We start from the raw sequence: 8,977 nt of genomic DNA on the forward strand, positions 1-8,977 counted from the left end.
CGATGGCGATCGAGCCGCCGTTGACGTTGTACTTCTCGGGGTCGATGCCGAGCTTGTCGCGGCTGTAGAGGCACTGGCTAGCGAAGGCCTCGTTCAGCTCCCAAAGATCAATGTCGTCGACCCGCAGGCCGTGCCGCTCGAGCAGACGCGGGATGGCGAACACCGGGCCGATGCCCATCTCGTCCGGCTCGCAGCCGGCGACGGCCCAGCCCTTGAAAATGCCCATCGGCTCAAGGCCGCGGCGCTCGGCTTCCTTGCCTTCCATGATCACCACGGCGGCGGCGCCGTCGGACAGCTGGGACGCGTTGCCGGCGGTGATGTACTTGCCCTCGCCGCGCACCGGCTGGAGCTTGGCCAGGCCCTCGATGGTGGTGTCCGGCCGGTTGCACTCGTCGCGATCGACGACGTAGTCGACGATGGTCTCTTCCTTCGTCTCCTTGTTCACCTGCTTCATCTTGGTGGACATCGGGACGATCTCGTCCTTGAACTTGCCGGACTGCTGGGCCGCGGCCATCCGCTGCTGGGACTCGTAGGAATATTGGTCCTGGTACTCGCGGCTGATCTTGTAGCGCTCGGCGACCACGTCGGCGGTGTCGATCATCGGCATGTGGATGGCCGGGTACATCTGCACCAGGCGCGGGTCGTTGTTCTCGCGGCTGCCGCCGCCGCCGGGGAAGGACAGGCTCTCGACGCCGCCGGCCACGACGCAGTTCGCGCCGTCGTTGCGGACGTAATTGGCCGCCAGCGCGATGGTGTTGAGGCCCGAGGAGCAGAAGCGGTTCACGGTCACGCCCGAGGTGGTGATCGGCAGGCCGGCCAGCAGGGCCGTCTGGCGGCCCAGGTTGCCCGCGCCGTGCGCCACGTTCCCGATGTAGCAGTCCTCGACCGCATCCTTCTCGACCCCGGCGCGCTCCACGGCGTGCTTCACCGCATGGGCGGCCATCGAGACGGTCGGCGTCATGTTGAAGCCGCCGCGCTGCGACTTGGCCAGACCGGTGCGGGCGTAGGAAACGATTACGGCTTCACGCATGGGCAATTGTCCTCCGTTCAAAATCGATGGTCGCCGGACCCTTGGCCGGGCCGTGCGGATCTAGAGGGCCGCAACCTTTGCATCCCGCGGGCGAAATGGCTAGGGACGGATGCGGCGGCCTGACGCGGTTTCGGCCGGCCAAGGGGATCGGATCAATGCGGCGAAGCCCGCCCTACACCGCCTGGCGCCGGGCGGCCCTGGCGGCCGGGCTGGCGCTCGCGCTCGCCGGCTGCGGCGACCGCCGCGGGGCCGACCGGCCGCCCGAGGCGAACGACGTGGCGGTGGCCAAGGTCGACGACCGCGCCGTCTGGGCGTCGGACGTCAAGCGCGAGGCCGTGGCCCAGGGCCTGATCGGCGAGGGCGAGCCGCTGGACGTCTCGTCCGAGATGTTCCGCCGGGTGCTGGACCAGGTGATCGACCAGCGCCTGCTGGCCGCCGAGGCCCAGCGGCGCGGCCTCGACAAGAGCCCCGAGGGCCAGCGCCGCCTCGCCGCCGCGCGCGAGCGGGCGCTCGCCGATCTGCTCGTCGAGCGGGTGGTGTCCGACAACGTCGACGACAAGGCCGTTCGGCAGGCCTACGAGGAGCAGCTGAAGGCGCCCCGGACGGAGGAGATCCGCGCCCGCCAGATCGTGGTCGCAACGGCCGCGGATGCGGAGGCGGTGAAGAAGCTGGTCGCCTCGGGCGCCTCGTTCGAGGCGCTGGCCATGGAGCGCTCCACCGACCAAGCGACGCGGTTCAACGGCGGCGACCTGGGCTATTTCACCACCGACGTGATGCCCGAGGCCTACCAGGCCGCGCTCCGCACGGCCAAGCCGGGCGAGCTGGTCGGGCCGTTCCCTGTGGAGGGCGGCTTCACCCTGGTGCGGGTCGAGGACCGGCGCGTCGAGGCGCCCATCACCCTCGACGCCGCCCGCCCGCAGATCGTGCGGTTCCTGACCTACGGCGAGATTCGCGAGCTGATTGAGAGCTTGCGCGACAGGGCCAAGCGTCAGAACAAGGTCGAGTATTCGCTGAGGGGGGCGCAGGCCGCGCCGGGCCGTGCGCCCGAGCCGGCCGACGCCGCGCCGGCCGCCCCAGCGCCGAAGTCCGAGGGGGCCAGCAAGTGAGCCGCAAACCCGCCAAGTCGCCGTCCCGCGCCAAGGCGCCCGCGCCCAAGCCGGTGGAGGCCATGGGCGAGGCGCTGGAACGGGCGCTCGACCCGTTGACCTCGGCCCTGAAGCGCGCGGCCCTGAAGCGCGCCGACAAGGCCTCGCGCCAGTTCTCGGACGAGCCGGCGGCCACCGGCGCCGGCAAGCCGGGCCTGGCGGTCTCGCCGCTGGCCGTGCCGTTCCCGCAGATCCCGCCGGTGGGCGGCGTCGAGCTCGCGACCGGCCGGGCCGGCTTCTACAAGCACGAGCGCGACGACCTGATGGTCATGCACTTCCCGGAGGGCGCCAGCGCCGCCGGGGTGTTCACCCGGCACTGGGTGGGCTCGGCGCCGGTGGACTGGTGCAAGCGCCAGCTCGCCGTCACGAAGGGCCAGGATGTGCGCGCCCTAGTGGTCAACGCCGGCTGCGCCAACTCCTTCACCGGCAAGCCGGGGGCGGACGCGGTCCGTCGGGTGGCCTCGGCGGCGGCCAAGCGATTCGGCTGCCGCCAGCGGGACGTGATGGTCGCCTCCACCGGGGTCATCGGCGTGCTGCTGGACGACGGCAAGATCTCCAGCCGCCTGCCGGAGGTCGAGCAGCGCCTGTCGCCCGACGGCTGGGCCGGCGCCGGCCGGGCCATCATGACCACCGACACCTTCCCGAAGGGGGCCTACGCGGAGGCGGTGGTGGACGGGGTCTCGGTGCGGATCGCCGGCATCTGCAAGGGCTCGGGGATGATCGCCCCGGACATGGCCACCATGCTGGCTTTCGTGGTCACCGACGCGGCCATCTCGCCGGCCGCCCTGCAGGCGCTGGTGACGCTCTACACCCGCAACACCTTCAACGCCGTGACGGTGGACGGCGACCGCTCCACCAACGACACCCTGCTGCTGTTCGCCACCGGCGCCTCCGGCGCGCCGAAGATCAGCCGGGCCGGCGACCGGCGGCTCGCCGACTTCCGCGAGAAGCTGGAAGGCGTGCTGCTCGACCTCGCCATGCAGCTGGTCCGCGACGGGGAGGGCGCCACCAAATTCGTCAAGGTCACCGTCGCGGGCGCCGAGAGCCAGGCGAGCGCGCGCAAGATCGCCCGCACCATCTGCGAGAGCCCGCTGGTCAAGACCGCCTTCGCCGGCGAGGACGCCAACTGGGGCCGCATCGTCATGGCGGTCGGGCGGGCCGACGAGCCGGTGGACCGCGACCGGATGAGCGTGAAGTTCGGCGACCTCTGGGCGGCCCAGGACGGGCTCGTTTCCCCGACCTACGACGAGGCCAAGATGAGCGCCTACATGAAGGGCCAGGAGCTGGAGGTCTTCGTCGAGGTCGGGGTTGGCAAGGCCAGCGCGGTCATGTGGACCTGCGACCTGACCAAGCAATACGTGGCCATCAACGGCGACTACCGCAGCTGATGAGCGACGCCTGCACCATCTTCACCACCGCCGGCTCGGAGACCGAGGCGGAGGACATCGCCGCCGCGCTGCTGGCCGAGAAGCTGGCGGCCTGCGTGCAGATGACGCCGATCGCCTCGCGCTACGTCTGGAAGGGCGAGCTGGCGCGCGAGGAGGAGGTGCTGCTGCTGATCAAGACCCGGGCGGAGTTGTTCGAGCCGGTCCGGGCCAGGATCCGGGCGCTGCACAGCTACGAGACGCCTGAGATCCTGATGGTCCCGGTTGTGGCCGGCGACGCCGGCTATCTCGACTGGCTGGCGGAAAGCACCCGCCCAGCATGAGCGGCGCCCGCCTCCGCCGCTGCAGGCGGAGGCGGAGCCTGCCTGGCTCAGAAGCCCGGCACGTGGTCGAGGTCGACGCCCACGAGCCGGATGGACGAGCCGTCGCCGAAGGAGATCAGCGCATCGGCGCCCACCTGGCTGCCGACCGCGGTCTGGCCGGCGGCCGTCAGGGCCGAGTAGTCCAGCACGTCGGCAGCGTGCTGGAAGCCGATGACCACGTCGTCGCCAAAGCCGGGCTTGAAGACGAACTTGTCGTAGCCCGACGAGCCGAGCAGCCGGTCGTCGCCCTCGCCGCCCTCGAGCGTATCATTGCCCGACGCAGCATCCAGAGTGTCGTTCCCGGCGCCGCCCTTCAGGTGGTCGTCGCCGGAAGCAGCGTTCAGCTGGTCGGCGCCGCCCTCCCCTGAGAGGGTGTCGTGACCTGCAGCCCCGTTCAGCGTGTCGCCGCCGGCCGCCCCGGTCAGCTTGTTGTCGCCGCCGTGGCCGGTCCCGACGGAGGGTCCGCCGGTGAAGACCAGGTTCTCGAAGGCGCCGTCGAGGGTGAAACTGGTGAGCGAGGTCTCGACGGTGTCGGAGCCGCCGCCGTTCACGACCTCGATCAAGCGGTCGCCGCGGCTGTCGACGACGTAGGTGTCGTCCCCATTTCCGCCGGTCATGGTGTCGTCGCCGGCGCGGCCGTCCAGGCGATCGTCCCCGGCGTTGCCGATCAGCTTATTGCCGACCGAGTTGCCGCTGATGGTGTCGTCCCCGCCGCCGCCGGTCGCGTTCTCGATTGTCACCCCGTAGGCGATGGAGATGTTGTCCTTCATCAGCCCGTTGGCGAGCCCGTCTTTGAACAGACTGTTGTAGAGGTCGAAGGTCGCCTGGGTCCGGGGGGCGAGGCCGAGCGCGGCCCGATTGGCGTTGACCTGCTCCAGCGTCAGGAACTCCACCGTGCCGCCGCCGCTCGAGAACGCGCCCGGGTTGAGGTCCATCACCGACGGCGTGTTCCAGCCCGAGAAGTCCAGGGTGTCCACCCCGCCGGCGTCCCAGACGGTCACCACGGGGTGCGGGGACTTCACGAAGTCGAACGCGTCCGGACCAGCGGTGGCGTTGAACCCGTAGACGTTGTTCCCCGTCCGGGTGGTCATCTCCGCGCCGTACAGGCGCTGGACGGCCAGGATGTCGTGGATGTTCGGCGTCGCACCGTAGGAATAGGTGTAGGTCCGCCAGTCGACGTGCTGGGCGCCGGTCTCGAGCGCCTCCCAGTAGGACATGATCGTGTACTGGTGGGAGTCTTGGTAATACTCCGCGCCGTTGTCGTAGTTCACGTCGAAGCCCGGCCCGAAATTGTAGTCGCCCGGATGGCTGAGGCCGAGCGAATGGCCGAGTTCGTGGATCAGCGTGGTCAGGCCGTAGAAGCCCTCGTCAAGCGAGAGGTTGCTGGGCTGCGCCGGGTTCACCCACACATCGCCGGCCGCGCGCTGGTGAATGGCGTATTCGGGACCGTAGGCCTCAGCGAATTCGTACGGCGTGTAGGCCCATGCTTGGGCCGGCCCCGTGGTGGTGTTGCCGAAGTTGATGTCCGCCTGGGCGTTCGGCTTCTCGACGAAGTCCCAGGCGATGACGTCGTCCCAAGCCTGGATCGCCTCGCGGGCGGCGCTGCGCTGGGCCGCGCTGAAGGCCGAAAAGCCGAAGTACTCGTCCCAGGCGTAGTTCTCCGCGAAATTGACATAACCGTCGTAGGTGTCGGCGATCTGATCGAAGAAGCCGAAGGTGAGCGTGCCGCTCGCTTGCGTGTGCGGTGCGTGCCATGTCTCGTTGGTCAGCGCGCCTTCCCAGCCGGCGCCGTTGCGATTCAAGTAGGCCGCCGCCTGATCGGCGGTGAACACCGGCTTGTCGCGGATCGTCCCGCCCTGGCCGTCGACATTGATGTCCAGTCGCAGGCCGGTCGCCGCATCGACGACCGGCAGTCCGTAGTCGTCACGGATCACCGTGGGAGAGAAGTGTTCGAGTGGCATGTTTCCAACCCCTAGGTGTTTGATGGTTATGGCCTGCCCGCCGGACGCGTGGGGCCGCGCCTGGGAAGGATTTCGGAAAGCGCCGCCCGCAGTTCCCGGTCGAGCGCGCCCGAGGCGCCGTCCGCAGTCAGCGGTGCGGCGCGGGGGCGCGAGCCGAACAGGACCGGCTCGCCGCCATGTCGGTAGAGTCGCAAGGTGAAGATCAGCAGCGGTCCGGCCGCGCCGTCCTGGCTGGCGAAGTCGGCCAGCAGGGCGACGCTGCGGGGTGCGAGGAGGTCGGGATCGCCGGGCGCCAGAGCCCTCACAGGCAGCGGCGACTGCTCGGCCGCGAGGGCCTCTACGCGCCGGCAGAGGTCGCGCTGTTCGAGTTCAGGCGAATCGGTGCGGCAGTACACCGTGATGCGTTCAGCGCCCTGCCAGGTCAGGTCCGGCGACTCGGCGCCACCGTGCGTCGGCGCCATCGTCAGCACCCATCCCGCAACTGCGGCGAGTGGTAACGAGGCGGCGGAGCGGGACGCCACAGGTTACGCCGCTCCCGAAAGGGCGTGCCGCCCTTTGCGCCCATTTTGCGCGAAAGTATCCTCCACAAACGAAGATTTCGGCACATCTCGCCCCGGGATCGTCACTTGAAACAGAACACCGTCGTCTAAAGCTTGGCAACCAAGATTCTTCGGCGCCACACGTTTTCCGCGAAGCGACGGATGTCCTGGCCGATGTTCGCATTCGTGGCCTAGACTGAGGCTTGCGTGCAGGGCGCGCGGATCACGGGAGGCCGGCGTGAAGAGATCGATGCGGAACATCGCCGCGTGGACGGCGACCGTAGCGACCGTGTTCGCGCTTTCGGCCGCGACCGCCGCCGCGCAACCGACGTCAGCCGCAGTCTCGAGTGTGAGCGACGCCGACCCCGCGAGGTTCGCCGACCAGATGGCCGCCTTCGCCGAGGAGGACAGGCTAGCGTTGCGCCCGGCCTGCCAGATCGTCTTCACGGGATCGTCCAGCATCCGGTTCTGGAAGACCCTGGGCCAGGACCTCGCCCCGCTGCCAGTCTTGAACCGCGGCTTCGGCGGCTCGCGCATCGCTGACGTGAACGACTGGTTCGAGCAGGTGGTCGGCCGCTACCGGCCGGCGGCGGTGGTCTTCTACGCCGGCGAGAACGACCTGGCCGCGGGCAAGGACCCGGCCGCGGTCGTCGCCGACTTCGAGCGGTTCCTGGCGCTGAAGGACAAGGCGCTGGGGGACACGCCGGTCTACTTCATCACTCTCAAGCCCTCGAAGCTGCGTTGGGACCACTTCGCCGCCCAGAGCTGGATCAACGACCGCATCCGCGAGCTGTCCGCGCGCCGCGCCGACCTCGAGTTCATCGACGTCGTCCAGCCGATGCTGGAGGCCGGCCGGCCGAAGGACATCTTCGTCGAAGACAACCTGCACATGACGGCCCGCGGCTACGTCATCTGGACCAGCGTGGTGAAGCCAGTCCTACAACGCGACGCCGAGCGCCTTGCCGCCGCCTGCAAAGCGCGGGGCTGAACAAAGAAGCCCGTCACGCATTGATGAGCTGAGCCGTACGGGGCGGCTGGTTCTTCGAGGAGCGTGAGGGCGTTGATCGCGACGGGCAGGATGAGGGCCGCGGTGGTGGCGGGCCCTGGGCAAATCCGCATGGACTTGATCGAGCGGCCCGAGCCGGGCCCGGGGCAGGTGCGGGTGAAGCTGGAAGGCTGCGGCGTCTGCGCCTCGAACCTGACCCCCTGGGCGGGGCCGGACTGGATGCAGTTTCCCACCGAGCCCGGCGCCCTTGGCCATGAGGGCTGGGGCGTCATCGACGCGGTGGGCGACGGGGTGACGGATTACGCGGTCGGCGACCGGGTCGCGGCCCTCTCCTACAAGAGCTACGCCGAGTACGACGTCGCGGATGTGGGCGCGATCGTGCGCCTTCCGGACAGCCTGGCCGGCAAGCCGTTTCCGGGCGAGCCGCTGGGCTGCGCGATGAACATCTTCCGGCGCAGCGACATCGCCGCGGGCCAGACGGTGGCCATCGTCGGCATCGGCTTTCTGGGCGCCATCCTGACGCGGCTGGCGAGCGACGCCGGCGCGCGGGTCATCGCCATCTCCCGCCGGCCGTTCTCACTCGACGTGGCTCGCAATATGGGCGCGGCCGAGACCATCCCTATGGACGACCACTATCGGATCATCGAGGACGTGAAGCGTCTCACAGACGGGATTTTCTGCGACCGGGTCATCGAGGCGGTCGGCAAGCAGTGGCCGCTGGACCTTTCGGCCGAGCTGGTCCGCGAGCGCGGCAAGCTGGTCATCGCCGGCTACCACCAGGACGGCCCACGCCAGGTGAACATGCAGCTGTGGAACTGGCGCGGCATCGACGTGATCAACGCCCACGAGCGTGACCCCGAGCTCTACGCCCAGGGCATCCGCGAGGCGGTGGAGGCGGTGGCCTCCGGCCGCCTGGATCCCTCCAGCCTCTACACCCACACCTACCCGCTGGACCGGCTGGACGAGGCGCTGAACGCCACGCGGGACCGCCCAGACGGCTTCCTCAAAGCGCTGGTGACGCCGTGAGCGAGGCGCTGGTGCAGGAGCGCGCGGCCGCCGAGGCAGGCGCCCGCCGCCCGCGTATCGGCTTTCTCGGCGTCGGCTGGATCGGCCGCCACCGGATGGAGGGGATGCTGGCGACTGGCGCCGTTGAGGCCGCTGCGGTCGCGGACCCGTCGGCCGAGATGGTGGACGAGGCCCTGCGCCTTGCGCCCGGGGCCGAGCGCGTCGGCGGCCTGGACGAGCTCCTCGCGCTGGACCTCGACGGCCTGGTGATCGCTACCCCCAGCGCGCTGCACGCCGAGCAGTCCATCGCCGCCCTTGAGCGCGGCTGCGCGGTGTTCTGCCAGAAGCCGCTGGGCCGGACGGCGCAGGAGGCGAGGGCGGTGGTTGATGCGGCCCGGGCGGCCGACCGGCTGCTGGCCGTCGACCTGTCCTATCGCTTCACCGATGGGATGCGTCGCATCCGAGAGCTGATCTCCGCCGGCGAACTGGGCCGGGTGTTCGCCGTCGACCTGACCTTCCACAACGCCTATGGACCGGACAAGCC

9 protein-coding genes are annotated in these 8,977 nt (G+C 69.7%); 6 read left to right on the forward strand and 3 right to left on the reverse strand.

Annotation, left to right across the window (positions count from 1 at the left end):
• The coding region (locus VHK87_RS08490; RefSeq protein ID WP_329634468.1) for an acetyl-CoA C-acyltransferase at positions 1-1,030 on the reverse strand (1,030 nt) is incomplete at its 3' end.
• Positions 1,031-1,185: 155 nt separating this feature from the next.
• Between VHK87_RS08490 and VHK87_RS08495 the strand changes: the two genes are divergently transcribed.
• The 3 genes from VHK87_RS08495 to cutA all read left to right on the forward strand — a co-directional run bounded on the left by VHK87_RS08495 (position 1,186) and on the right by cutA (position 3,883).
• Positions 1,186-2,136: a peptidylprolyl isomerase gene (locus tag VHK87_RS08495; RefSeq protein WP_329634469.1), complete on the forward strand. Its 951-nt coding sequence runs from the start codon at positions 1,186-1,188 to the stop codon at positions 2,134-2,136.
• Positions 2,137-2,198: 62 nt separating this feature from the next.
• A complete protein-coding gene (argJ, locus tag VHK87_RS08500; RefSeq protein ID WP_329634476.1) occupies positions 2,199-3,563 on the forward strand; it encodes a bifunctional glutamate N-acetyltransferase/amino-acid acetyltransferase ArgJ in 1,365 nt (454 codons plus the stop codon).
• Entirely contained in the window at positions 3,563-3,883 is a 321-nt protein-coding gene (gene cutA / locus VHK87_RS08505) for a divalent-cation tolerance protein CutA (RefSeq protein ID WP_329634470.1), read from the forward strand. The genes argJ and cutA overlap by 1 nt, the downstream gene beginning before the upstream one ends.
• 47 nt (positions 3,884-3,930) lie before the next feature.
• Here cutA and VHK87_RS08510 read toward each other — a convergent pair whose 3' ends face one another.
• The gene (locus VHK87_RS08510) at positions 3,931-5,883 is read right to left on the reverse strand and encodes a M10 family metallopeptidase (RefSeq protein WP_329634471.1); all 1,953 of its coding nucleotides are present in this window, start codon (positions 5,881-5,883) and stop codon (positions 3,931-3,933) included.
• A 26-nt stretch (positions 5,884-5,909) separates the two neighbouring features.
• Complete coding sequence (locus VHK87_RS08515) at positions 5,910-6,344, reverse strand: hypothetical protein (protein WP_329634472.1); 435 nt, start codon at positions 6,342-6,344, stop codon at positions 5,910-5,912.
• Between the two features lie 427 nt (positions 6,345-6,771).
• Between VHK87_RS08515 and VHK87_RS08520 the strand changes: the two genes are divergently transcribed.
• The 3 genes from VHK87_RS08520 to VHK87_RS08530 all read left to right on the forward strand — a co-directional run.
• Entirely contained in the window at positions 6,772-7,410 is a 639-nt protein-coding gene (locus VHK87_RS08520) for a GDSL-type esterase/lipase family protein (RefSeq protein WP_329634473.1), read from the forward strand.
• Between the two features lie 129 nt (positions 7,411-7,539).
• The gene (locus VHK87_RS08525) at positions 7,540-8,454 is read left to right on the forward strand and encodes an MDR/zinc-dependent alcohol dehydrogenase-like family protein (protein ID WP_329634474.1); all 915 of its coding nucleotides are present in this window, start codon (positions 7,540-7,542) and stop codon (positions 8,452-8,454) included.
• The coding region (locus tag VHK87_RS08530; protein WP_329634475.1) for a Gfo/Idh/MocA family protein at positions 8,451-8,977 on the forward strand (527 nt) is incomplete at its 3' end. The genes VHK87_RS08525 and VHK87_RS08530, both read left to right, overlap by 4 nt.

The organism is Phenylobacterium sp. (assembly GCF_036263695.1).
GTDB lineage: Bacteria > Pseudomonadota > Alphaproteobacteria > Caulobacterales > Caulobacteraceae > Phenylobacterium.